The following is a 23394-nucleotide window of genomic DNA, read 5'->3' as shown; positions in this document are numbered from 1 at the left end:
CTATGGAAACGAAAGAACTTACTACCCACCAGCGTGGTGTTATTCTACGCGGCATCTGCGGCGGGGCTGCATTGAAAGACAAGTCGCCGCAAATATCTGAAAACAATACCGTCATAACCTGCGCCGGAGGGTTGGAGATTTGGGACATCTGCTGCATCAGCAGTGATGCCGAAGCCTTCGGCCTGAAATCGTCCTTCGGTTATGACGGGCACACGAGAATCACTTTCACCCCCAAAGAATAAGCGGAATGAAATCATATTACTACTTGGACTACCTGCACCGTGAAATCTTCCTTGAAGAGGAGGATATTCAGACCGTTCCGGAATCAGGCAGGGCGGACGATGCCTGTTCCGCCATTGCCGAAAAGCCGTATGTCGTGGAGCAGTTCATGGCGGACTCTTTCCGGACACTCAAAGATGTGGCCAGCCGCCTGTGCGATTCCCCTGATATTAAAAGCCGCCACGATGCGCTGATGTATATCGTGTGGAGGGTGGCACTGGACATCAAGGAGTGGCGGACTCTGAGCCATAGCGAAGCCGCCGTCAAGGTAACCCGTGAGGACGGTTTCGTGTGGCTGCTTGTATCGGCGGAAAATGCCCGGAAGCTATGGGAGGCAGACGTATTCTCCCTGTACAGGCTTTATGCCGATGATTCGGAATCCCTGATCGAAAGCGAGGCGGAGCTGGAATCGACTATCAAGGGCGGATACCAGATAGGTATCGAGGTGGGGTTCGCCTCTGTAATGGACCATGCCGCCCGGATGAAGCAACAATAAAAATCGGAAACAATCAAATAACGAAATCAAGAAGAAAGGTATGGAAACAACATTATTGACAAAGGAAAATGCCCATCGTGTGACCATGGTGCGGCGTGTGGATGCCCCGGAAAGCGAACCGGTAGCGTTTCTTTTCAGGGGAAAGAGACACGGGTATTGCAGCTATTCCCATCTTGTAGGGAATCCGGGCAAGGAAGAAATCCTCGCCCCGGCGGACTTCAAGGACTGGGAAGTTGTGGAAGTGGCGCACCCGGGCTATCTGGAAGAATATTTCAAGCAGGCGTGCAGCTCCTACAACCTCACCTCCTTCTCACCCGACGAGCGGGGTGAGTCAGACATCGCCTCGCACGAAAAGGAACTGCACGAGGATTTGCAGTCGATGCCCGAGCAGCAGCGGGAACGTTACATGGAAAACTACAAACGCTATTTCTCTGCCATGATCGCCGCCAACAGCCGTTGTGCCAGCGCGATGATTACGGGACCTGCACGCTTCAACACGGGCCGCAACGAAAAGGCCTGCAACAGCCACGCCAAGAGCGTCACGGCGTTCCGGGAATGGCGAGAACGTGCACTCGAAGCGATTCGCAAGGCTACCGAAGCGGCCAAGCCCGAAGAACAGCGTCTCGAGGAGGAGTGGCAGAAGGTCAAAGCCTTTATCGACGATGCCGCCTCGACCATTCACGGTATCGATACGGGTACGGCACGAGGCTATAGCCGGGCTCTCTTCGTCAGCAACCTCGCCGGGCGACTCTCCACCTATGTCAACCATGGCAACGTGGAAATCATCGACCGTGCCGTCGCTCGTCTGCGAGAGTGGAACGACAAAGTCAAGAAACCTGTCGTCACGGCACGCCATTCAATCTTCAAGTATCCCGAACTCGTCCGCAAGGTGCGGGAAAAGCAGCAGGAACGGGCAAGCCGTGAAAATCGTGAGATTCCGTTCGATGGCGGCAAGGTGGTCTACAACTTCGAAGAAGACCGCCTGCAAATCCTCTTCGACAAAATACCCGATACCGATATGCGTACAACCTTGAAGCGTAACGCTTTCAAGTGGGCGCCACGCAACCAGGCATGGCAGCGCCAGCTCACCCGCAATGCCGAATATGCCGCCGGTCAGGTGTTGAAAATAACCATTTAATCCAGTGCCCATGAGATACATCATCGATTCACGTTATTTCGACGGGACATGCCTCACGTCGATGTCGGATGACATGCACAGCGACTACGGCGGCGAGACGCTGGAAGCACTGCGCGAAAGGGAGAAGAACCCGTACCTGGTCGCTGTATCACCGGTACGCATGACACTGCTTGTGAAGCGTTATACCCGGGCACTTTGCAAGCCCTTCCATGAAATTACGGAGGAACGTTATTACGAACTGCTGGAATGCCTGCCTCCGGCCCGCATGCAGAGCGACTGGTTCTTTGTCGGGGAACCGTATTACCGAAACCTGTACGCGCTCTGTTTCGAGTCGGACGGCAGGTATTTCCGGGCGGAACGTCCCATACGTCTTTCCAATGCGGAAATCTACCGCCAGATTCGGGAACACATGGAGAAAGTAAACCTGCATCCCGCCATCGTCAAGAAGGCTTCCTTTGTCAAATATGTCAATTGGTACAAAAAGACGGTCACCTACATACCGTACTATTTCGAGTATGGAGGTAAAATATATTTCCTGAAGAACCTCGCCACTCGGACGGGATCCGAATTTGGCGACCGCCGGGAACGGAACGAGATGGCGGCATTGCTGAGGAACCTGCGCGGAAACCGCTACGAATACTGCACTTTCTACTCCCAAAAGAAGGACATCTTCGAGTTTTTTGACTGGCTACGGAAGAACAAATACACGCTGGAAATCCAGGGCGACTTGTTCGACTTTGCGGATGACCGCTCCCACGTGGACTTTCACGGCAATGTATGCGAGTATTCGGCTGTGTTCCATTACCGCATCTATTCACGCGAGCTTTTTGGCCATATCATTAACCAGCTACGCACCGTGAAACGGTATCACGCGTGGCATAAAAGGAGGGAAATACGATGAAAATCTCAAATGAACCTACCCCATACCTCCTGCTCAAGGCAGGAACTGACAGTGCATGGGATTGCTGCGACTTTGCAATCGTGTACCTGTCAAAAGAGTGGAGACAGACACAGTCCGGCAGGCTGGAAGCCGTCAAGCCATTCAAGGATGACATCAGTTTCCAGTCTTTGAACTTTTATGACATATCGGTTGGTTTTTACCAGCCGGACGAGGACGGGATACTGGGCAGCGAGGACTTGCCGGAAGACAATAACTGGTGCTTCGTGGAACTGACCGAAACGGAACTGGAAAGGTTGGTTCCGCCGGACAATGTGCTGGTCAGCCATATCTTGGCGGTATTTGCAAACGGGGAAGCCAGATACCGGGCGTACGGCAAACATACCGACGAGCGATTCTGGACTGAAAAATTCCCTTTGCAACAGATTTTGGATATACTGGCGAGTCATGAATCTTAAAATTTCAAAGCAACTATGACAGAAATCATCAAAACGGACGGAACACGCCAACCCGTGCAGCCAGCCAATGGCTCAGACTTCACGCTGGAGGAGATGCAGGCGATTGTCGGCGGCTACATCGAACTGGTGGAACTGGACGGGAGCACGACAATGGTCGTCAACGAGGAAGGCAAACTTATCCCTCTGTCCCTCAATCTTGAAGCGAGCAGGATATTCCGTGCTCATCACCCGGCGTCGAAAGACTTCATCGTTGGGGACGTACTTGTGTGCAATAACAATCAAATCAGATAAAATTATGGATAAAGAGAAAGCAAAAGCGCTCAGCAAGACCCTCGCATGCTACAAAGAATTACAAGAGAATAACAGTGTAAACCTGATCGAGTTCCATACCGCTGACGGGCAGAAACACGGTATCGGCAACCCGGAAGCCATCAAGCTGTTGCTTTCGGTGGCCGTCATCGAACTGGAACGCCAGCTCCGGACCGCACAGTTCGGTGATATTCCGGAAAGCCTGGAGAACAGCCGCGAGTACAAGGCGGCCAAACAGCTGGAATACGCCATGAACGATTTGGGATTCAAGTCCGAACGTTTCGCCCAGGCTCTTCCTTATTTCCACAAGACACTGGAACAGACATTCTTCAGAACGGTAAAGGCTTCCATTACCGCTATGGCAGGGCGTGATTCACGCTGCATTGACGACCGCAACCGTGCTTCATACGAGATGTGTCAAATGCTGGCCTCCATGCTGGAAGATACCCGTCTGCCCTTTATCTAAATGCCATGTTCATAGACGAGAGGACACAAAACCGCCTCCATGCCGTGCCGGGAGAGAGTATCTCCCACGGCACGATGCGCACGCAGGACCTGATTCCGGCGTTCTTGGACGTTATCCGTGACACACCGGAATACGTGCAGGTGATGAATGCCATCCCCGCCCATGCCATGGAGGACAAAGAAGCAGACTGGTGGAACAGCGATGACGCGGCGGGATTGCTGGAATCGCTGTTCGACACGCTCGATAGTTACTCACCGGAGGGGTACTATTTCGGTGCTCATCTCGGTGACGGGTCCGATTACGGATTTTGGAAAATGGACAAGTGAATGTCGGAACATGGTACGGATTACAAAAGACAAGCGGCATGACATTCTCAAAGACGGGATTTGTATCGGGCAAATCTATCTTGCCCGTGCCGAAAGCAGGAAATTAAGATACTGGGCAATCTCTTGCATGAGTGGAATCGGCTTCAACACTTTCAATGAAGCCCGCAGTTATGCCAAGGATTTCCTTTAATAAAAGAATCGCATGAAAAATTGGATACAACAGATGCTTTTGTGGCGTAAAAAGACGGACAAGGGCAGAATGACACTCGGAAAGGTGCAGAAAGAGTATCGCGAGAATGACGTATGCATGGGAGAACTCCTTGATGCCCTTCCCGCCGACGGCCTTTCCATAGAGGAAGCTTTCGAGCTGGCTATCACCGCCAAGAAGTGGGCGGACGGAGACCGTTTCTACCGGAGTATCAACGATGGAGAACCGGAAGAATTGTAAGGTAAATAACAATAAACAATAATGACAAATGAGCAGATATGATTTTATAAGATTCGGCGGCTTTGTCAACTGGGCGGACGAGGACACGGACACGTTCCGGAAAATGAAAGTCTGCCTGCCGGTAAAGGAGCCTGTCGAAGATGACACGAAAATAGGACTGATTTCCACGGACGAGGACAATCCGGAAGAAATCGCGGTTTCCTATTCCGTCAGGGCAGCCGAACTCATCCCTTGGACGGACTCATTCCAGGAAGGATACTGGAAAGCCCTGATAGTGGCAGAGGCAAACGGAGCAGGCACGGACGTATTGCTGCCCATGCTCAAAGATGCCGGACTATGCCTGATGGAATGTGTCTTCCTGATGCTCCGGAGCGATGCCTGCAAACTGTTTCCGGTCCTGTGCCGGCTGTTCCCGGAAGTGGAGGAAATGTTTGAGATTATCACATGGAATGACAGGGAATATTTTGTCAGGGAACTGACGCTGTTCCGTGGAACGGGCGGGGAATACAAAACCTTGGTCTCTGTAACGGGTCTGCAAGACGTGCTGGTCGGCAAAGACGGCGCACCCATATCGGACGAGGCGGAGGCCGTGGACCGGAAAATCTGCTATTACTTCACGGACGAGGAGTTCCTGCTGCCGGAAGAGCGGCTTGTGGCCCTTGCGGAGGATGCGTGAGAAATCATAATGTATGTACAAAGACCAGAAAATGAATAAAAGAATGAACAAACAGCAAACCACTCCCGTTACCGACACTTTTAAGGGGATGCTACTTATGTCAATGGGTGTCCCTGTAGGAAACATCCGTCCCTACCGTTTGAAGTCGGCACCTTCCTGCCTCGGCGGTTTCGAGCGCATGAGCGTAGCGGCAGCACGAGCCTCGGGAATGGATATCCCGGAGACGGAGAAAGAGAACGATGAAGTTTACATATGCCGCTTGGGACCCGCCGTCTTCCATAAATGGATGCCTGTCTGGATGTTCGAAACCGCTTTCGAACCGGTTCCCGAGCAGAGACGCGGTGACCGCATCCGAACACTTACGGAAGAGATGAACAACCATCACGTGGCGGAGAAAGCCCTGAATGAAAAATGTTACGCCCTGTCCGTGGAGCTGCTTTCCGAGTGTGGCGGCAGCCTTGATGACAACGGTGAACAATCCTCGACCTATCTCCATGTTGTGGACCGTGACCCCGTGGAACTGGTCATCACGAACGCGTCGCTCCGGAAAGACGGGAAAATCTTCATCATGGGTTACAGTTACTACACGGGCGAGGAGTACGAGCAGGAATGTGACGTAGAATCCGGCATGGACATACTGAATTTTATCCTTTCCCAAAAAAGTTTTGAGTGCTATGAATGAAGATAAGATATTGCAAATGTTCTTCGACATAGGCCGGTGGACGAAGGCCATTGAAAAAGGCGTGCTGAAAGACATTAGGAAAGACCAACTTATTCGGCTGACCGACGAGCATACCCGTATGGCGATGGCCTATGCCATGCGCCGGGGAAAGTACGAGATTTCCCCTCCCCACACGGCGCAGATACCCAAGGACAACGGTGAGTTCCGCACAGTGTACGTAAACGAGCCGATGGACCGCGTAGTACTGGGTATCGCCAACGACCTGCTCTTCGAGTTGATGCCGGAGATGCTGCACTCTTCGTGCAAGTCCTACCAGACCGGTATAGGGTGCGGCAAGGTAGTTACGGAAGTCAGCCACCGGATGACAGAAACCGGCAATAGCGGCTGTCTGGGCTGGAAGTCCGACCTTTCCAAATACTTCGACAGTGTTCCGATACGGTTCATCGACGAGGCGTTCGACAAGGTGGAGGCCAAACACGGCCAGTCTGCCCTGATAGACGTACTTAGGAAATATTACCACTCGGACCTCTATTTCGATGAAGATAACCGGTTGCAAAGCAAGTATCAATCCTTGAAACAGGGTTGTGCTGTGGCTAGCTGGCTGGCGGATGTACTGCTCTACGACCTAGACAGGGAACTGTCACAAATGAACGGCTACTACGTCCGGTATTCCGACGATATGCTTTTTATCGGCAAGGATTATGAAAAAGCGATGGACACACTCCAAAAACGCCTGGAAGATAAATCCATGAAGCTAAATCCCAAGAAAGTGGAATACCTGGCAGCCGATGTCTGGTTCAAGTTCTTAGGATTCAGTATCAAGGGCGGCATGGTCTCGCTCTCGTCATCACGCATCAAGACCTTCCAGCACGAGATCGAGCGGCGGACAATCCGCTGCCGGGACACGACACTGGTAAAAGCCGTGGACGCCGTGAACCGTTACCTGTACAAGGGCGAGTTCAGCTGGGCGATACAGGTATTGCCGGTCTGTAATGTGAAGAGTGACCTCAACGAGCTGAACAAGTTCGTGATGGACTGCTTTAGAGCCATTCAGACGGGCAGGTGCAAGATCGGCGGTCTGGGATATGTCCGAACCAAACCGGATGGCTGCATCGTCCGGGGACGGGGACGCAACGTGAAGGCCAACCGCGATAAAACAGACCGGGACATACCGGGTTACCTGACTGTCGGCTGCATGCGTAACGCCCTTCTGACCAGCCGGGCGGTGTACAACACGCTGGTGGCATCGCTATAAGTTACGCCGGGCACACGGCAGAACGGGTGGACGGGCAGGCTATTCAACGTTACAGGCTTATAACCAGAATCCATATCGAGATTAACCGGTCTAACACCCGGTTAATCCCATCTCGATTCTGGCTGCGCCTGTAATGTATCGGGAAATTAAAGTCATGTGCCGTCTGTCCCGCACCCGTTACCGGAGCACACCGGGAAAGTTCAAGGAATAGGTTTGGGCATCCCGCGTACCAACGTCTTCTTTCCGAGTCTGAAGGCGGCTGACCGTCGCCTTCGGACTCCGCAGAAGACCCATACGCGGGATACATCGGAAGCATAAAGCCATGTGCCGGTATTATGAGAACTTTCAGTCTTTTCCAGCACGGGAACGTGCGGTTCGGGGGAATGGATTCAGCCTGCTGTCCCCGATAAGCCCGTCTCGCGCCGTCGTATCCCTAACGTTATACGACGGCGCCATTCCGGCTTCCGCCACAGCAGACATCGGACCTGTAAAGGAACGTGCCGGCATTCCGGGAACCGCAAAAAGAACAGCACAGGGCAAAGGGGGCAAGGCCGGGATTTCAACAGAGCCGCAATTCACACGGCTGGAGCCTGTGTCATCTCCTGCTAACACGACAGATGACACAGGTTCCAGCTGTACTCGCGGCCCGTATCAGGTTTTTAAAGGGATGTGCCGTCCGGATGAGTCCCCTGAACAGAAGGTAGCGCGACCGCATATGCACGAGGGACCCAAATTCAAGATACAGTATTCAAGCTTGGTCCTGAGCCAGGCAACTACCTGGTTCAGGACCGAAGTCCTACTGTATTTATCAGGACTATAAAGATACGCGCCAGGGGTTTGAGTGCCATTTATTGTAAACAGGTGAGAAAATGGAAGATATTTACCGAGAAACCGTCACCGCCATAGAGAACGGCGCAAATTTCCGGATTGATTTCCAGTCCAGAAGTTTAAAAGTAAACGGGAGACACATGATACGGAACGGCAGGTATGATGGCGCTCCGTGGTTGCCGGAGTACGGCTGCGGGGATTTTTTCACGGATGTGGAGGAGCTGTACCGCCGCTATAAACATTCGATACCATCGGAGCGCAGCCAGAGCAAGTCCCGCCGGTATTTCATGGCATTGCCCGAAAGTGACCTCGAGGACGGGGACATGCTGTACGGGCAACACCGGGATACCGCGCAATTCGAGCTGGAATTCTATATCCTCTGCCGGATTATAGGCGGGTTCACATGGAATCCCGAAACGATGGGCAAATGGTTCTGGCAAAGCGAAAAAGACAAGGACCTGGTGATACTCAGAAAATGGGTGGAACCCGGAAGTAATCAACTATTAACAAATTCACAATGAGCAGAAAGAAACAAGAAACAAAAGTCCTGTGCCCCGGATGCGGCACGGAATTCGCCATCGCGGACAAGGAATTTGCCGCCACGGGCACCGTTATCGGCAAGAATTCGGATTTGGGCACCGTCTATCCGGTGGTGGCCGGCCATAATTCTCCCGCCGGACTTCCCAAAGGGGCGCGGGAGCGTATCGAGGCACTCCGCGGTGCCGGTGTGGACGTGAGCTGCCTGTTCGCCATGCAGGGAGCCGAGGGCGGCGAGTATATCGCCTCCAACAAAGACGGGAAACTTACCATCCTGGATGACAACGACCCGATATTCGGCAGCATCATGGCACAGGGTACCGTTCCCAACAACCGACTCTTCCGCCGGTGGGTCATGGCACAAATGTTCCATATGATGTCATACACGCATTACCGTGAAAAAGAGCCGGCAGGGGTGACCGAGATGATTCACCGGAAAGGCTATGATTACCAGTGGAAAATGCTCTTGAACGAGCTGCACGCCCAGATGAAGATGGAACACAAGGACATCACGGGTTTTGCCGAGAGAAACCGCTGGTTCAACCGTGATGTGGTTTTGGCCATCGCGAGCGACTATGTCAACGCGCTGAAAAAACACGTGGGCAACCTGGAAACAAGAAAATGCAAGGGAGTTCCCTACAAGCGTATACACGGCCGTAATATTTTCGTGGAGGACCTGCAATCCAAACTGTACTACCCGCTTTCCATCGCGATAACCCACATCAGGCACGCGTTGGACGCCACACAGCTTTACAACGCGGTCAGACAGTTCAATGACCGTCGTATCCGGCTGCCATGGGGCACTCCTCAAAGCAAGGCATGGATGGATGCCTATAAGGGAGCCGGGGCGTTCTTTACCATGCAGAACCTGATTCGTTTCCACGGTTGCACGGCTGTCAATGACCGGGGTCGGCGTCTGGACAAGTACCAGTCACTGGCGTTCCTGTCAGCCAAGGCGGAAGAGTATAAAAACGGAGAAGGCTGGCGGTTGCTGGCAGTCCTGAAAAAAATGCTGGCGGACAACAATATCAACATCAAAAAGAAGATGGCGGCATGGCGTAAGAAATAGGCCGTCATCTCCATCCGCCCGGTAGGCGGCACGGTGTGGCGGGTCAGAATAAATTAGTACTCCCTCCATTGAAATGATGCTCATCCCTGTTAACACAAGATGAGCATCTTTCAATGGAGGCATTACATCGAAAACGTAAAGAGATGCCCCTGTTTGACGACCACACCGCTATTCTAATCAAAACGACATAATCCTTTATACGATGAGCAAGAAACAACTACGACGCAGGGCCTACCTGCTGTACCGGTTACGAAAACAGGGTATCCGATGCCTGACACGTTGCCGGACCATCTTCTACCCTTACGGGGAGGATCCTAAATCAGTACCGCAGATCTGCAGCCTGATAAGCGAATTCCATTTCCATGTCCAGTTTGAAATACCCGCCTGACATGAAACCGGGAGACATTGCAACGCTGAAAGTGCCCTACAAGGGCTATCGCCGTATAGAGCTGTTGGAACGGCTCCAATACACCTGGCTGGTACGCATCTGCGAGAGCGGGAAGGAGATCGAGGTCTATGAAGACGAGTTCGAAACGGATTAAAGGCACGGAACAATGAAAGGAGAACAACAGGAAGAACGCATACCGAACTTTATCGGCAATGCCGTCATTATCCTCACAGCCGCCCATCTGGGCTGCGAGGTGGAGATGCTCGCCACCGCACAGGAGGTGTGGCGGACGAAACGCCTGCCCGAGGCGGTACTGCTGGGCATGTACGAAAAGGCCGCATGCGATGCCGTGTCGGCTGTCCGGAAGAGAGGTCTGGCGGAACAGGCTGACCGTCTCGGAGAGATATTTTACAGGACGGGGGAATTTCCCCCGCCGGAAGAAGACAATACATAAAAAGGAGTAACAAATGAAAACAAGGACTTTTCAGGAAATATATGATTTCTGCCGTACGGACGATACCTACCGGAGCTATTTCGAGGCATCGGACGAGTCCCGCATTACCGGAGCAAGGGCAAGAAAGTACTATTACGGCGACATCCGCCGAGGCCAGTGCCGCGTGGGGACATTCATCTACTGCCAGTCGATGCGGCAGCTTGAAAGGTTCCTCGAGGGCGCAAGGCAGGACCACTACATCCATGTTGACCCGCCGGCCTGCCGGGAAGTGAGCCTCAAGGACGATATGTTCCCCGGCCAGACCGCCTATATCGTGGTACATGTCAGGAGGCAGGGTGTGCAGATTGAAATCGAACACCCGTTGCATGGTGGATGGGTGCATTTCACGGCACGCTCCCACCGTCCCTTCACCAGGGAGGGAATCATAGCCGAGGCGAAGTCCTACATTGACAGCCACATCCTGCTGGCACCGGGAAGATACCGGGACTTGCAGCTGGAACATATGGTTTCCAAGGAACAGTTCCCCGCATGGTACAGGCAGTATAAAATGAGGCTGCACGACCGGGCGGAAGCCGAACATCGGGATATGGTGGACAGATACAGGCACAGGAACGACCTTACCTACGGAGAAGCCCGTGACATGCTCGCGGCTTCGGGTATATTCTTCGACCTGAACTGCGACGAGTTCGAGCGGGACGAGATTACGGAACAATTTGTAAGACTTTGTAACAAAACATAATACCCAGGCAAATGAATCTATATAATCAAATCAAATATAACGGGTATCGCATCAACATCTATTATGATGATGACGCCCGAAGCCCGCGTGAAGCGTATGACAATCTCGGTACGCTTTATACGGCACATCGTCGCTACCGCCCGGAGAAGGAGTTTGATGACCACTTCGATATCGACAAGGTTTTTGAAGGGCATATCGGAAATTTCCGGGAATCGTTCCTGAAGGAATATATCGCCCTGCCGGTCTACCTCTACGACCATGGCGGCATTACAATATCCACCTCGCCGTTCAGCTGCCCGTGGGATTCCGGATTTTTCGGAATCATCGCGGTACCGTTGGACAAGGTGCGCCGGGAATACGGGTGGAAGAACATCACCGCGAAACGCAGGAAGCGGATCGAGGGATACCTGCAAGACGAAATCAGTACCCTTGACAACTACTATACCGGGGAAGTTTTCGGGTATCGCATCATGCCGGAAAGTGACGATGACAATGAACTGGACAGTTGTTGGGGATTCTATGGTACGGAATGTATGAAAGAACTGGAAGCCGAATGCAGGCATATTATCGACGGGCAGAACAAAGCGGCAGCATAAAATAGAAAAATACGCATAATAACTGGAAATACAATGAAGACATCATACGGACTTGAATTTGACACGGTAACAGAAATCAATCCTGAATGGAGCGACTATGACAAGACGATAGCAGGATGTCACCTGGCCAATGCCAGGGTGGTCATCGTGGATACGGAATACGGGCAACCGATAGACAATGAGCATGACCTTGAAGAAATCTACCGGATTCTCGAAAAGAAAAAGACAGGCCATACTAAAAATGAACGACATGGAAGAAAAACGAGATAACAAGGAAATCAGGGTACGCCTGCACCATATCGACCGTGGAAACTGCACGGAAGTATGGGAGGTGCAGACAGAGAAGGGGAAGCCCAGACGCTATCTGGGACGTGACGACGGTTATGGACCGAAGGAGTGGTACACGCTCTGCGATGCTCCCTACGGCTATTGCGAACGCGACTGCCATGTGAGGGAGGACCTCACCCTCATTGTCTGCGACAAAGATTGGAACGAGGTGTTGCGAGACGGAACGGACAGGGAACGCTTTCCTGAAAGTTTCCCTTCACTGGATGAAGCCTGCAACGAGGCATGGAGCAAGGTCGTGAAAGTGCTTCCGCATGTCACGCACAAAGGTTTCGGGCAGTGGATCACCAAACAGTCATTCCTCCCGCTCAGCCAGACCGAAGAATTGAATTGGCGGGATAGCTACTATGAGGAAGAAGCGAGTGAGATACTCTCACGTTTTACATGGATCGGTGAAGAGTATGCCATATTCAAGGTTACCCAGAGGCACACCAAGTGCGACGCCCAATGGTACGAGTATTACGCGGGGAAGACAAACCGGCAGGAACACGAGTGGTATACCCGTTTCTTCGGTTACGAGTACCATGACCGGCATATCAGCGACGTACTCCGGACACTCGGAAGGCGGTGCGACGACATCATCCGTACTGCGGTGGAAACCCGCACGGACCACTATTACGGGCGTACGGTTTCCTGTTTCATGGACGAGTTCATCGGTTACGACCTGTCCCATGAACAGGTCCGTGACGCCAAGGAATGCAGATTGCGCAAGGCACGGGAAGACTACGACGAAGCGAACGCCTACTATTACAAACTGAAAGAGAATGAGGAAAGCATCCGTGGTATCGAATTGATGCTGCACTGCATAAGACAACAAATCCGAAAAATGAAAAGATAATGGCCAGAAAACTACATGTAGCCAGAGTTTGGCAAATCGAATACAAATATCCGGGTATGTATGGCGGGGACGGTCAGGATATCTTTTATGATATCCTGACAATGTTCGAAGTTGATAACTCCGCAGAAGACGCCTATACCGATGACTTCGAAATAGCCCGTTCGGGTCTGCAGCAGCTAAGAAAACATATCTCAGAACAGGATGAAACCTTCCGGCAGAATGCCGAAGAATTTTATTCCTGCCTGGCAAAGGTCGGGATGGACCGGGAAAAGTTTATCGAAGTACTCGATTGTCTAATCAACGGCAGTGACCAAAGCGATGCCTATGTGCATGTCTCATGGTTTTAATGATATGCCATGAAGGCGTTTCGAGCAAACCTGCCGTAACATCAAACCTGTATGAAACCTAAAGATAACGGGCTGGCCAACCTTCATGACCGGAAACGTGAGGAACGCGGTTTCTGCTGCATGCAACTGATCATATTCCTTACAGACAATGGAGTGAAGAGCTGGGATGAATGGCACCGGGCGCATACCGACGCGGCCCGGGGCGAATGCAGATACCGCAAGCGGTGCCCGGTTTATGGACGTAGCAAACATTTAATGAACAATAAATAATATGGTACTTAATATTGTAAAAAACGACCTGCCTGCCTCATGCATTGCAGAATATGTAAGATGCGTATTTGACAATGCCAAAGTAAACATCAAAGATGAAAATGCAGTATCCGTCGACATCGAAGTGACCGGAAAGAACGAGCTGCACTCTTTGGAAGGATTAAAAGAGTTGGAATACTATTTTAAAGATTATGACATAAGAATATGGTGACCGCCATGCAACGGGCGGCAAACCGGAAATTGTTCAACTACAGATAAAAAACAAGCAACATGGAACAGGAAAAACCTACAAAGCCGGAAACAGACAGAACCTTTCCGGAAGACGATGACACACTTTACCGTGAAATGACAGTGCACATGCCCCGCTGCTATTTTCCGACTTCGCTAGGCGAGAACAGTATCCTCAAATTTGCCGGAGAGGAATTCCGCCGCGTCAAGAATATTGTCTGCCGGCGCTACAACTTTAACGAGGACAAATATATCCGGGAGAACGCCGGCGTATCCCCTTTCGACTCTGTTCGAGGCAACTTCGAGCAGGAAGTGTACAGACGTCTCCGTAAGGATTATGCGCACCTCAGTATCATCTCCATCAGAAGATCACTTATGGAGAAAATCCGCGACGCCGTGAAGAAGGAGAACAACATCATCGGCACGTTCTACCGCAACTGCGGCGTACATTACCGGGAGGCGGAATCAGCGGAGTATGAAACCTCCCCGATAGTGGTGGTCCACAATTCCGCTTTTTACGGATACGGCGGTTATGAAAGTGCGACCGTTTATGAACTTTTCATCGACGGGAACGGCAAACTGCTCTGCACGCTCAACGGCGAAGCCGGCGAGGATTTCGATGAGCCCATCGGACAGGTACAGACCGAGGGATTGCTTGAGATTGCCCACTGGCTGGAAGAACACGGGTTCATCTCCGCTGATGTCAATGACGACGAGATTGTCGTATGCGAGGGGTGCGGTTCAGACAATATACAGACCCAGGCATGGGTGGATCCGAATGCCCGTACATTCATCGGTACCACGGGTATAGACCGCTATGATAACTGGTGCGACGAATGCGAGGACCATCAGCCATTCTGTACTTTAAAAGAGTTCAAAGAACGCATGGAGGAATGGTGGAACTCGTTGGACGCAAATCAAATGGAACAGATCACGGGTTGCCGTCAGGACAAGTGTCCGGCCGGAGACAACCATCAGGGGTTTGCCGAAACCTGCAATGAATGGTGGGAAAACAAGGGCTATGACGAGAAACGTAAAATCTGGAAAGAACATAATGACTGCTGATTATGATTTACAATCTTCTTAAACGCATACAGAACCTGTTGGCTTCCAAGCCGTCCGGGACAAAGGAGGAACAGGAAATCCTGAGTCTGGTCAGCCAGGCGCTTCCTGCAATGCTCAATGGGCATGATACGGAAACACTTGCCGCCAATGAGCTGCTGGTACGGATATGCCCCGACACCAAACGGCCGGTCCTCGTATGCCATAACGGCAACGGGCAGTGCCTGTGCCTGCACAATGGGACGACGGAAGAGGATGCCGTCGACGTGGACTTATGGCTGCGTTCCAACGGTAGAGAGTGTAACGGCTACAACAAGTTGCAGGAGGCTGTCGTGGACCTTGCCTACAATGCTGGGGCGGACAACCTGTGGGAGGACAGGGACTCCCGTGCCGTCAATGCCGAGATCGTCCAGTGGGCGGAAGAATTCGAGACTGAGCATGCGGGCACTGATTGGGATGCGGAGGACTACTTCCTTGCCATCGACAGGTTTTACAAGGAAAAGACAAAACAAATGAATCCGGTTACAATACCGGCGAACTGAAAAAATGGCAACCGAATGGACAAGGAAATTGCAGAAGAAATCATCCGGGAAAACCGTTATCCGTCCGGATATGACATACAAGACTATCTGTTTGACAATGAGGATACTGTGCTTTCTCTGGAGGACGGAACGGAGCTGCTTGATGACTTCGACCTCTGGAAAGAACGTTCCGACCTCGAACTTGAAAAAATCATGGACCGGAACTACTGGTCCTCGACTGGTGGATATTAGATTAAAAACAGGAATATAATTATGGTAAGAGAACTTTATCAACGGCTCAGGGAATATTTCAACAACTTACCCGAACCGACAGAAGAGGAAAGACAATTTATCCGGGAGCTGAACGCCGGGTATTTCCCTATCACGTCCGTCCACCGCGATGACCTGGAAGGACAAGGTTTCGATGTGGAAAAGATCAGCGATGACGACATGCAGAATCTGGCGGAAAAGATGGCCGACGATTACTGCGAACAGTTGTTCTGGCCCAGCATGGAAATCATTGCCGGAGAAATCCTGAGTTTCCCGAAAGTAAAAACAAAAGACATTATCTGTCCGAAATGCAATTCGGAAAATATCCGTTATGATATTCACGAAAGTCGGTTCCACTGCGGCGAGTGTTCCCTGGCATGGGATGACAAGTTATATGCACTCGTGGAATTTCCCGAGGAAAGTGCTCCTTTCGAGGAAGAAGGAACCGGTTATCCGGCATGGGGAAGCGGGGAGAACGGGGCGCTTTACGTGCCCGAGGAAGACTATATACGCCATACCGGCAAATCTCCCGAACGGGACAAGTGTTACCGTGCCGTGTGTTGGCCGGACTCCCAGAAATACATGGGAACGAAAGGTTGTGAACCCATACAGGATGAAAACGGGATACGGGATTTCGGCACATCGGCATACTGGGTGCCGCTGCTTCTGACGGAAGAAGCGGCAGAGCGACGAATGGACAAGAAAAAGGTACCGGTATGCCCCGAATGTGGGGGCACAGATATTGACATTCTGAGTGACGAGGGCGTGGCCGTATGCAATGACTGCTGCCTTGAATGGCCTTACGCGGAGGATTGAGAATGGAAACGGTAGATGTTTATACGGAACGAGGCGACCTGGTCACCTGTTCCGATTGCGGCAAGGTGATGCTCCTGCCGTATGGAGCGGATAAATGTCCCGCCTGCAAGAAAGAAGGTTGCCTGGTATGGACGGACGAAAGCTTGCGGGAAGCCGACATCGACTCCCTGCTCGAGAGGCACTGTAACCTGCACCAGAAGAGCGAACTGCAACCGGAGGAGTATCTTTCACTTTCCATACTGGTGACCGAGTATATTCCATATCTGGCCGATAAACCGCAGACAGCGCGTGAAACCCTGTTCCTACTCCTTGAAACCGGCTCTCTTTTCGAGAAATACTGGCGGGATACAAGATGCTTCCAATCCGAAAATATCTACACGCCCGCCATCAAGACACTGCTTGACAAACTGGACGTGAAACTGCGAGAGGGCGACACGATTCCGGTAGAATACCAGGATTGCCGCTCCCTGGAGGACTTCTTCAGGGTCGTTGCCGGCGAGCGTCCGGCAAAGGAAGAGGTATCGTTTTCTTCAGATAAGGAGGGAAACTATTATTTCAACGGACGCAAGGTCAAGGTGGAAAATTCTGACGAGTACGCCTACCGCCTGCTGAAAACCAAAATACAGACGAGCTACCGGCGTCCGGTAGATTTTTACTTCCGCTTCCTTGCCCGTTTCGGACCATACGGAACTTATGGCAACGTGTATTACCCGAGTATCACGGACCTGATATGCAGGCGTTACCTGCCTGAAACCGCAAAATGAATTCCGGAAAGGCGATGGACAACGGTTCACCGCCTTTCTTATTGTATAACTTTTTTAATATCAATCATTATGGCAACAGCATTAGCAACAACGGTCGCCCCCGTGCAGTTCGATTTCCAGAACAACAACGTCGAGGTGATGACGCTCGACACGCTCCGGCGCACACACAAGGAAAATGACATCTATGGCAACCCGCTCAAGGGAATCTACCATTACGAGGTGATAGAGCGCATGGCGGACATCTGCCAGAAACACAACCTGAATTACGAGGTGGAGGAAATCTTCGCCGCCCAGAACAAGAACAAGGCACAGCCCGGCGTGGTCGTCCTGCCCCAGGTGGAACAAAAGTACGGGGCGATGGCCGTCGAGGCGCATATCCTGCGCCGCGTTTATACGACCATCCGCATTAAGGAATGGGAAACGGACGAGCTGACCACGACGCTTGTCATCGCCTTCCATCAGGACGGCATCCAGGCGGCCATCGGCCCGTGCGTCAGGGTGTGCCACAACCAGTGCATCCTCTCCCCCGAACGCAGTGTGTCGAACTACGGGAAAGACAAAGTCACCACCGAAGAGCTTTTCGGTCGTGTAGACGAGTGGCTCTCGAACTTCGAGGTACAGATGAACGAGGACAGGGAACGCATCCGCCGCCTGAAAGCGAAAGTAATTACCCCGGTGGAGATGTACGCCTACATCGGATTGCTGACAGCATTGCGCGTATCGCATGACAGTTCCGACAAGCGTCTTTCGTCCAAGGTGGAGACCTATCCCCTGAACCAGTCCCAGATTTCCATCTTCACCGAGGACCTGCTCAAACTCACCGAAGAGAAGAAGACGCTCACGGCGTGGGATATCTATAACGTGGCAACCGAAATCTACAAGCCCGGACGTACGGACATTCCGGCCATGATTCCCCAGAACGGGGCGCTGGCCGAGCTGATGCTCTCGGAAGGGTTGCCGGAATCTTAAAAGGCTGCCACGTGACAAGAATCAAGGGACAACTGACGACAGCCGACTACCTGCCCATAGCGGAATATAACAGGCTGGTCCGCGGGCTTGAGAAGGACGGCGAGTACCTGTGGGAGACCTACTGCTGGCTGTCGTTCTGCACGGCATGCAGGGCCTCCGACGTGAGGACCCTGCGCTGGAAAGACATCTTAGGAAAAAGCACCATGACCCGCATCGAGCAGAAAACAAAGAAAAACCGCCTGATCAAGTTCAACAGGGACGTGCAGGAGAAGAACCGTTTCCTGTACGAGATGCTCGGACAACCCGCCCCCGAACAGTACATCTTTCTCAGCCCGCGTACCGGGAAACCTTACTCGCTGGAATACATCAACAGGCTGCTCAAGGTATTCAAGGTAAGGTACAGGCTGCCGATCAGGGCATTCTCCACACATACCTTCCGCAAGACTTTCGGGCGCTATGTCTACGAGCTGATGGGACGCTCGGCCGAGGGCCTGATCCTGCTCAACCAGATATTCCGCCATTCCAACCTGGAAACCACCCGGCGCTACATCGGGCTGGCGCAGGAGGACATCGACAAAGTGTTCGATTCCATACGTCTATGAGAATATTTTCAACGATGCCCGGAACCCGAGCGGGAGGTTCCGGGCTATGCTTTATATAACATATCAAAATCAGAACTGTAAATGGACACACCGATATATATCGACACATACTTCCGCGTCGAGTCCGGCTATGACGGCGGTCGCATGCCGGAAGAGAAAGCCGGACGCTTCTTCGACGAGGTAAAGCGCCTTTTCACGGAAACAGGGTTCAGCATCAAGGAAAACAAATACAAAGACGGTTGTCCCGAGGTGTATCTCGGAAAGACATGCCTGTACTGTCATCCCCAATCGTTATCGGGCCCTGTTCTTAAAGAGCACATGGAGCTTATCGAGAAGATTCTGGCACAAGGAACGACCTTCCGGTACCTACGTACTGACACTTACGGCGAGATTCTCGACCTGACGGAGGAGGAAGAACTCGCGTATTACCACAAGACTCATGACATGACTATCGGGGGTGTCTTTCTCGACGCCTTCCGCACCAAGCGCCGGAACCTGTACAAGAGCCGGGAGCAGGTGCTGGAAATACTCGTCGAAAAGCTGCGTGTCAAGACACTCCGTGGGAAGTCCGTTTATTCGAACACCTCCCCGGCATACCGTTATATCAGGGAAATGTACGGGAAAATGGTGTCTGAAGGACGGCTCGTCGAGGGATGCAAGCAAACCGCTTCCGGGAAACTGCCGCTCTGCCGCACGGCAACCGGCAGGGAACTGAAAATGAAAAGACGGGAAGACGACAGGACGGAATGACACGCGGTTCCGTACCGGACATGGCCGGATACCAGTCCGAAGACTTCTGTAAATCATAATTTTCAAGCCGGACTGTCAATCGAAAGAAGGACGACCCGGCTATACTTCAACAACAAGAGATAGCACTATTATGAGCATACAAATCGGAAAACTGTTGCCGAACGGCAGTGTCCGGCACATCAAGGCGCTCCATGAGACGCTTTCAAAAGACCTTGTGAGGAAACTCCGGGTGTTCTATCCCAATGACAGACGGGTAGATGCCCTGCTGTCGCTGGGCGACATACAAAAACTGGGACCGTCACCCTATGGAAAATGGACAGGAACCGGCGATACCGTCCACTGTTTTTCAAAGATCCGTGACGGACGGGAAACACCGCGGCAATCCGCATCACGCATCGCGGACAACGCAGACATTTTCGGCCGCATGGAGGACACGTGCCTCCTGTTCGATAACGGCAGATGGCATGTCATGGACAAGGGAGAATACTGTGAACAGCCGCTCTTCGTCGAAGATACGCCCTCCCATGACAGCATGAAACCGATCACGGTATATGTGAACAACCATGTCCGACTCGAAAAGATAAATACACCGCAGCACTGGCAGGGACTTGAGGAACTCGCCGAACGGGAATCCAGGATACTCTATGTCTACCGGGGGTGCCGCCTTGTGAGAATCGTCCGTTCGTCCAACCTTAAAAAGAAACTGTATGCGGCACAATAACATCGTATCGGCCATAGAATGGCTGCCGGAACACCTGTTCACGGAAGAGATCGTGGAAGCAGCCGTCGAAAGCAAGGAAATAGAGGTGCTGAGCCATATTCCGGGACGTTTCCTCACACCCGGACGTATAGAACGAATCATCGCGGGCAGCACGGAGAGCTGGCACAGCTTCGAGCTGCGCAATATTCCGGAGGCGTACCGTTCGGGAGCAGTCTGTGACTACGCCATGCGCAAAAAACCGAAGAATATCACGGCCGTTCCCGAAGCAATGGTTACCCGAGAAATGGCAGAAGCGGTCATCCGAAACGGACGCGGGGATTTCGACATTCTCGCCTTCATACCTGAACGCCTTTGGGATGCGCAACTGGCATACCTGGCCTTGCGCAGCTATATTTACGACCCGTATTACACGGACAGCAGGACAGACGCCGTCATGAAAACGGGGCTTATCCTCGGATATGTCCCCGTTGAGGTAAAGACTCAAGAGTTCTATTACGGGATGCTCGACGGGATGAAAATATTGAGCACGGTTACCGATGCCGTCGTGCCGTCCCGTTTCAAGACTGCGGCATACTACCGCAAGATGGCGGAACATGACCTCTCGCTTGTTCCCGCCCGGTTCTATTCCTATGAGATTCTCCATGCGGCTGTCTGTTCGACCGAAGGAAAAAACTTCATCACAGACCCCCAGTTTTTCAAGCCGTTGTCGGTATATCTGGACGACATGCTGGCGGACCGGCTGATGGAGAAACACCCTTACATGTTCGGGGAGTTGCCGAAGCGGTTCAAGACACCGGAAAGACTGGTCATTGCCATCGATAACAGCAAACGGGAGACGAACTGCTATATCGACGAGGAAACTGAACAATCCCTGCTCTCGGTGGAAGTGTGCAAGGCATTCATCCGAAGAAACGGCAACTGTCCCGAATTTCCTGAAAATGTATGGACGCGGGAATTTGTCGACTACTGCATGGAGCACGGGACGAGTTTCCGCTGGTTCCGCCAGATGCCCAAAAAGTTCCAGAGCTCCGCGAACACGCAGGCGGCGTATGATTACGGTCATTACCATATCTGTGACTTTGCCAAACGGTTCATCACTCCGCAAATGGCGAAGGAGTGCTACCAGGAGCGCAGTTATGCACATGCCATCCCCGGACATTTCCTCACGGAGTTCTGCCGACAGACCGGACTGCCCGAGAAGTTCTACGGCGGGGAAACCACGATGCTGTCGCTGAAAAACAGCCGTGACGACTATACTTACTGCAAAGTCGGCAATACCTGTCTGGCCTTTTACCTGAAAGAACAATACGAGCCGTCCTCGGCACATCTGATGATGACGCGGTCGGATTCAAAATACTGCACGCCGGAGAAGGTGTTCGACGTGCCTGTCGGAACCTTCCACCGCACGTGGCTGGAAAAGATCGTGGCGGAAAACGACCCCCGCTTTGTCAAACCCCGTGTGGACAAAGCGTTGAAAGCCGTACAGGCGGTCTGCTATTACGGTGTCGAGAAGTTGAAGGACCTGAACCGTACGGAAATCTTCCGCAACACCTTCATGGGTGAGACCATCGGTTACTGCGCCCGCCGCAGGGACCTGACCTACCACAGCGACAACTGCGGGACCCTTATCGAGGGCTTGAAGTTCAAGATCCGGGGAATGGCTGTCCCCGTAACCTTGGCGGAAGACATGACTCCTTATACGGCCGACATGCTGCACCGGAAGTTCGGCTTCTGCTATATCGGAATGACGGCATTCGCCACGGACTACGGCCTGGACATGGAGAAGGCATACACCTTTGCACAGATGCGCCAGATCGTAAGGGAGAAAGGGCACAAGCCGTCATTGAGAAACTACAAACGTGAACTGAAACAAATAAACATCATACAATGAAAAAATACCGGATAGCTATCGAAGAGACGCTCCGTAAGGTCGTGGAGATCGAGGCAGAAACGCCCGGTCTGGCCGTCTGCAGGGCGGAAGACGAATACAATGAAGAGAAACACGTGCTGTCAGCCGACAATTTCGCAGGAGCTGACATCGCGCTCTCGACTGATGACAGCACGGTCATGGAGACTCTGGAAGACGTGGATTTCATCGGATACGTGCAACGCCGTTTCGAGGAATGCCGGGAGTCCATATCCGTCGAAGACAAAGTCCGGCTGGCATTCGGAAGTTTCGACAACGCCCTGTATGAGTTCGGCGAATACCGTAAGGAGGCGGCCCGGAACCGCCCGCAGGTCTACCTGCTGTACCGGAGCGATGCCTGGCACAACCGTTCTTCCATGGAGCTCATAGCCCCGTTCTCCTCCCTCGAAAACATGATGGAGTACCTGCGGCGTAAGAAGAAGGAATTCCGCCTGACGGAAAGTGATCTGGAAGAGTTCAAGAACAACCGGCAGACGAAGGGGCGCGACGAAAACTACCTGTACGAGTCGGATTATTTGGATGTGCTGCCGGAACAGGAACCCGAACTGCCGCCGAAAGATGACGCTTTCTATGACAAGGTTTTCACCTGCGGGCAATCCGAGCTGTCACGCAGGGAGTTGGAATCTCTGCCGGAGCCGTTCGATACCTACCATGTTACGGACGAAGAAATGGAACAGATTGTGTACGAAACGGAAATGGAGACACGGGACCGGCTGCGGCTCGGTAAAAGAAAGCCCATAGATTTTGACAATGACCGCCATAGTGAAATCTGGTGGGAAGAAATGGAAAAAGCAGTGGTAAGGCACGGCGTACCGTACTACGAGGCCGAATAACGAAAATAGAACCTGTTCATCACATGCCATAATGATGACGGGCCGTCGCGGCTACGGCTGCGGCGGTCTTTTTTTTCAAAACGAGGTGA

At 52.3% G+C, this 23394-nt stretch carries 34 protein-coding genes; all 34 read left to right on the top strand.

The features are described 5' to 3' along the window. The first annotated feature begins 2 nt into the window (after positions 1–2). The 34 genes from DWW03_RS07910 to DWW03_RS07730 all read left to right on the top strand — a co-directional run bounded on the left by DWW03_RS07910 (position 3) and on the right by DWW03_RS07730 (position 23305). On the top strand, positions 3–242 hold the full coding sequence (locus DWW03_RS07910; RefSeq protein WP_018665667.1) for a hypothetical protein: 240 nt from the start codon (positions 3–5) through the stop codon (positions 240–242). Positions 243–247: 5 nt separating this feature from the next. Continuing rightward, positions 248–775 (top strand): hypothetical protein, encoded by a 528-nt coding sequence (locus DWW03_RS07905; protein WP_004293630.1) that lies wholly within the window; start codon positions 248–250, stop codon positions 773–775. A gap of 40 nt (positions 776–815) precedes the next feature. Continuing rightward, positions 816–1913: a hypothetical protein gene (locus tag DWW03_RS07900; protein WP_004293631.1), complete on the top strand. Its 1098-nt coding sequence runs from the start codon at positions 816–818 to the stop codon at positions 1911–1913. Positions 1914–1923: 10 nt separating this feature from the next. Beyond that, positions 1924–2814, top strand: coding sequence for a hypothetical protein (locus DWW03_RS07895; RefSeq protein WP_008860787.1), 891 nt, complete (start codon positions 1924–1926; stop codon positions 2812–2814). Beyond that, complete coding sequence (locus tag DWW03_RS07890) at positions 2811–3269, top strand: hypothetical protein (RefSeq protein WP_004293633.1); 459 nt, start codon at positions 2811–2813, stop codon at positions 3267–3269. Before DWW03_RS07895 ends, DWW03_RS07890 begins: the two co-directional genes overlap by 4 nt. Before the next feature lie 15 nt (positions 3270–3284). Next, positions 3285–3560 carry a DUF3846 domain-containing protein gene (locus DWW03_RS07885; RefSeq protein ID WP_008143017.1) on the top strand — a complete coding sequence of 92 codons (276 nt, stop codon included), beginning with the start codon at positions 3285–3287 and terminating at the stop codon, positions 3558–3560. 4 nt (positions 3561–3564) lie between these two features. Next, positions 3565–4044 carry a hypothetical protein gene (locus DWW03_RS07880; RefSeq protein WP_004293635.1) on the top strand — a complete coding sequence of 160 codons (480 nt, stop codon included), beginning with the start codon at positions 3565–3567 and terminating at the stop codon, positions 4042–4044. 5 nt (positions 4045–4049) lie between these two features. Then, the gene (locus tag DWW03_RS07875) at positions 4050–4370 is read left to right on the top strand and encodes a hypothetical protein (RefSeq protein ID WP_004303957.1); all 321 of its coding nucleotides are present in this window, start codon (positions 4050–4052) and stop codon (positions 4368–4370) included. A 202-nt stretch (positions 4371–4572) separates the two neighbouring features. Then, a complete protein-coding gene (locus DWW03_RS07865) occupies positions 4573–4818 on the top strand; it encodes a hypothetical protein (RefSeq protein WP_004293638.1) in 246 nt (81 codons plus the stop codon). A gap of 28 nt (positions 4819–4846) precedes the next feature. Then, a complete protein-coding gene (locus DWW03_RS07860; RefSeq protein ID WP_004293639.1) occupies positions 4847–5494 on the top strand; it encodes a hypothetical protein in 648 nt (215 codons plus the stop codon). Positions 5495–5507: 13 nt separating this feature from the next. After that, positions 5508–6176, top strand: a complete 669-nt coding sequence (locus tag DWW03_RS07855; protein ID WP_008143024.1) for a hypothetical protein — start codon at positions 5508–5510, stop codon at positions 6174–6176. Beyond that, complete coding sequence (locus tag DWW03_RS07850) at positions 6169–7431, top strand: RNA-directed DNA polymerase (RefSeq protein ID WP_022048014.1); 1263 nt, start codon at positions 6169–6171, stop codon at positions 7429–7431. Before DWW03_RS07855 ends, DWW03_RS07850 begins: the two co-directional genes overlap by 8 nt. 869 nt (positions 7432–8300) lie before the next feature. Then, positions 8301–8780, top strand: coding sequence for a hypothetical protein (locus DWW03_RS07840; RefSeq protein WP_004293642.1), 480 nt, complete (start codon positions 8301–8303; stop codon positions 8778–8780). Next, on the top strand, positions 8777–9865 hold the full coding sequence (locus tag DWW03_RS07835; protein WP_008143029.1) for a hypothetical protein: 1089 nt from the start codon (positions 8777–8779) through the stop codon (positions 9863–9865). Before DWW03_RS07840 ends, DWW03_RS07835 begins: the two co-directional genes overlap by 4 nt. A 362-nt stretch (positions 9866–10227) precedes the next feature. Continuing rightward, a complete protein-coding gene (locus DWW03_RS07825; protein ID WP_004322731.1) occupies positions 10228–10407 on the top strand; it encodes a hypothetical protein in 180 nt (59 codons plus the stop codon). 12 nt (positions 10408–10419) lie between these two features. Then, positions 10420–10707 carry a hypothetical protein gene (locus DWW03_RS07820; protein ID WP_004322729.1) on the top strand — a complete coding sequence of 96 codons (288 nt, stop codon included), beginning with the start codon at positions 10420–10422 and terminating at the stop codon, positions 10705–10707. Positions 10708–10720: 13 nt separating this feature from the next. Further along, the gene (locus DWW03_RS07815) at positions 10721–11446 is read left to right on the top strand and encodes a hypothetical protein (RefSeq protein WP_008860791.1); all 726 of its coding nucleotides are present in this window, start codon (positions 10721–10723) and stop codon (positions 11444–11446) included. An 11-nt stretch (positions 11447–11457) separates the two neighbouring features. Continuing rightward, complete coding sequence (locus tag DWW03_RS07810; RefSeq protein ID WP_008143037.1) at positions 11458–12042, top strand: hypothetical protein; 585 nt, start codon at positions 11458–11460, stop codon at positions 12040–12042. A gap of 33 nt (positions 12043–12075) precedes the next feature. Next, positions 12076–12312 (top strand): hypothetical protein, encoded by a 237-nt coding sequence (locus DWW03_RS07805; protein WP_004322721.1) that lies wholly within the window; start codon positions 12076–12078, stop codon positions 12310–12312. After that, entirely contained in the window at positions 12293–13225 is a 933-nt protein-coding gene (locus DWW03_RS07800; protein ID WP_008143040.1) for a hypothetical protein, read from the top strand. Before DWW03_RS07805 ends, DWW03_RS07800 begins: the two co-directional genes overlap by 20 nt. After that, entirely contained in the window at positions 13225–13572 is a 348-nt protein-coding gene (locus DWW03_RS07795; RefSeq protein ID WP_008143041.1) for a hypothetical protein, read from the top strand. The genes DWW03_RS07800 and DWW03_RS07795 overlap by 1 nt, the downstream gene beginning before the upstream one ends. Before the next feature lie 51 nt (positions 13573–13623). Further along, on the top strand, positions 13624–13842 hold the full coding sequence (locus DWW03_RS07790; RefSeq protein WP_004293651.1) for a hypothetical protein: 219 nt from the start codon (positions 13624–13626) through the stop codon (positions 13840–13842). A gap of 1 nt (position 13843) precedes the next feature. After that, positions 13844–14053, top strand: a complete 210-nt coding sequence (locus DWW03_RS07785) for a hypothetical protein (RefSeq protein WP_004293652.1) — start codon at positions 13844–13846, stop codon at positions 14051–14053. Positions 14054–14112: 59 nt separating this feature from the next. Then, a complete protein-coding gene (locus DWW03_RS07780; protein ID WP_004293653.1) occupies positions 14113–15135 on the top strand; it encodes a hypothetical protein in 1023 nt (340 codons plus the stop codon). Positions 15136–15137: 2 nt separating this feature from the next. After that, positions 15138–15674, top strand: a complete 537-nt coding sequence (locus tag DWW03_RS07775) for a hypothetical protein (RefSeq protein WP_004293654.1) — start codon at positions 15138–15140, stop codon at positions 15672–15674. Positions 15675–15689: 15 nt separating this feature from the next. Then, positions 15690–15905, top strand: a complete 216-nt coding sequence (locus DWW03_RS07770) for a hypothetical protein (protein ID WP_004303944.1) — start codon at positions 15690–15692, stop codon at positions 15903–15905. Between the two features lie 21 nt (positions 15906–15926). Then, a complete protein-coding gene (locus tag DWW03_RS07765; RefSeq protein WP_004293656.1) occupies positions 15927–16739 on the top strand; it encodes a hypothetical protein in 813 nt (270 codons plus the stop codon). Then, the gene (locus DWW03_RS07760) at positions 16718–17503 is read left to right on the top strand and encodes a hypothetical protein (protein ID WP_004293657.1); all 786 of its coding nucleotides are present in this window, start codon (positions 16718–16720) and stop codon (positions 17501–17503) included. Before DWW03_RS07765 ends, DWW03_RS07760 begins: the two co-directional genes overlap by 22 nt. Before the next feature lie 69 nt (positions 17504–17572). Next, entirely contained in the window at positions 17573–18472 is a 900-nt protein-coding gene (locus DWW03_RS07755) for a DUF932 domain-containing protein (RefSeq protein ID WP_117700945.1), read from the top strand. An 11-nt stretch (positions 18473–18483) separates the two neighbouring features. Further along, positions 18484–19074, top strand: a complete 591-nt coding sequence (locus tag DWW03_RS07750; RefSeq protein ID WP_004293659.1) for a tyrosine-type recombinase/integrase — start codon at positions 18484–18486, stop codon at positions 19072–19074. Positions 19075–19155: 81 nt separating this feature from the next. Continuing rightward, positions 19156–19824 carry a hypothetical protein gene (locus DWW03_RS07745; protein WP_004293660.1) on the top strand — a complete coding sequence of 223 codons (669 nt, stop codon included), beginning with the start codon at positions 19156–19158 and terminating at the stop codon, positions 19822–19824. A gap of 130 nt (positions 19825–19954) precedes the next feature. Beyond that, complete coding sequence (locus DWW03_RS07740; RefSeq protein WP_117700944.1) at positions 19955–20545, top strand: hypothetical protein; 591 nt, start codon at positions 19955–19957, stop codon at positions 20543–20545. Then, positions 20532–22436: a hypothetical protein gene (locus DWW03_RS07735; protein WP_008143046.1), complete on the top strand. Its 1905-nt coding sequence runs from the start codon at positions 20532–20534 to the stop codon at positions 22434–22436. The genes DWW03_RS07740 and DWW03_RS07735 overlap by 14 nt, the downstream gene beginning before the upstream one ends. Then, positions 22433–23305, top strand: coding sequence for a DpnD/PcfM family protein (locus tag DWW03_RS07730; protein WP_004293663.1), 873 nt, complete (start codon positions 22433–22435; stop codon positions 23303–23305). Before DWW03_RS07735 ends, DWW03_RS07730 begins: the two co-directional genes overlap by 4 nt. Positions 23306–23394: the final 89 nt, after the last annotated feature.

The organism is Alistipes sp. AF14-19, from assembly GCF_003461645.1.
In the GTDB taxonomy this organism is placed as follows: Bacteria; Bacteroidota; Bacteroidia; order Bacteroidales; family Rikenellaceae; genus Alistipes; species Alistipes shahii.
The sequence above is the reverse complement of the archived record's forward strand: the minus strand, read 5'-3'. Positions and strand labels throughout refer to the sequence as shown.